General features: G+C 68.5%; 1 protein-coding gene. It reads left to right on the forward strand.

The features are described from left to right. Positions 1-100 precede the first annotated feature (100 nt). On the forward strand, positions 101-1,360 hold the full coding sequence (locus tag H7U20_RS05430; RefSeq protein WP_199518591.1) for a cyanophycinase: 1,260 nt from the start codon (positions 101-103) through the stop codon (positions 1,358-1,360). The last annotated feature ends 72 nt before the right edge of the window (positions 1,361-1,432 follow it).

Consider the following 1,432-nt stretch of genomic DNA (forward strand, 5'->3'; position numbering starts at 1 on the left):
CCCGGCTCCTTGCCTCTGGGTGGTTCGGGAGCCGCTGGCGCGCCAGTTCAGCGCCCCCTTGGCAAGCCGTAAAGAAACTTTTGTTCGTAGGAGAATGAGTATGAAACCAGTAGCATCCACGCTGCGCCGCCTGTGCGTCGCCTTCCTGGCCTGCCTTGCCGTCTGCGGCGTGCAGGCCGCCAACGCCTCGCCGGCCGCCTCGCGCGCCGCCGCGCCGGCGCCGCAGGGCACGCTGGTGATCATCGGCGGCGGCCTTCGGGCCGACAACGCCGAGGTCTGGCAGCGCATCGTCAAGCTATCCGGCGGCAAGGGCGCGCGCATCGCCGTGTTCGGCTCCGCCTCGATCAACCCGGAGAAGTCGGCGCAGAGCGTCATCGCCAAGCTCAGCCAGTACGGCGCCGACGCCTTCTTCGTGCCGATCGGCGTCAAGCTGGCCGGCAGCGACTACCGCCAGGCGGCCGAGAACCCGGCCATCGTCGCCGACATCCGCTCGGCCAGCGGCATCTACTTCGCCGGCGGCGACCAGTCGCGCATCACCCAGGCGCTGGTGCGCGAGGACGGCAACCGCACCGCCGCGCTGGAGGCGGTGTGGGCGGTGTACCGCGGCGGCGGCGTGATCGCCGGCTCCAGCGCCGGCGCCGCCATCATGAGCACCACCATGTTCTACGACGCCAAGCCGGTGCTCGACATGCTCAAACTGGGCGTCACCGACGGCCGCGAGATCGCCCCCGGCCTGGGCTTCATCGGCGCCGACGTGTTCGTCGACCAGCACCTGCTGGTGCGCGGCCGCTTCGCCCGCATGATCCCGGTGATGCTGAAGAAGGGCTACCAGATCGGCCTGGGCATCGACGAGAACAGCGCCATGGTGGTCAGCGCCAACCGCGACGTCGAGATCATCGGCTACAGCGGCGCGCTGCTGATCGACCTGTCGCGCGCCATCACCGACCGGGGCGTCAAGGGCTTCAACATCAGCAACGCGGCGATCAGCTACCTGGACCGGGGCGACAAGTTCAACCTGGTCTCGCGCACCTTCTACCCGTCGCCGGACAAGGCCGACAACAAGCTCGACCCGAACCAGCCCGACATGCGCGAGCCGGTGTTCACCAACGACATCCTGGGCAACAACGCCGTGCTCGACCTGATGGGCAACCTGATCGACAACGCCCAGCAGGAAGCCATCGGCATCGCCTTCGGCAACCCGCGCGATCCGTATCCGGACCTGGGCTTCGAGTTCCGCTTCAGTAAAACCGTCAACAGCGTCGGCTACAGCTCGACCGAGGCGGAAGCCTACTCGGTGCTCAAGCTGCGCCTGGACATCCGTCCCATCCAGTTGCAGCAGCCGCTGTACCGCTACAAATAAGCCGCCGGCCGGCGCCGCCGAAGCCGCCGAAGCCGCCGAAGCCGCCGAAGCCGGCGGCGCCGACGGGGTCGG

Origin of the sequence: Rugamonas violacea (assembly GCF_016461825.1) — a bacterium.
Classification (GTDB): domain Bacteria; phylum Pseudomonadota; class Gammaproteobacteria; order Burkholderiales; family Burkholderiaceae_D; genus Rugamonas.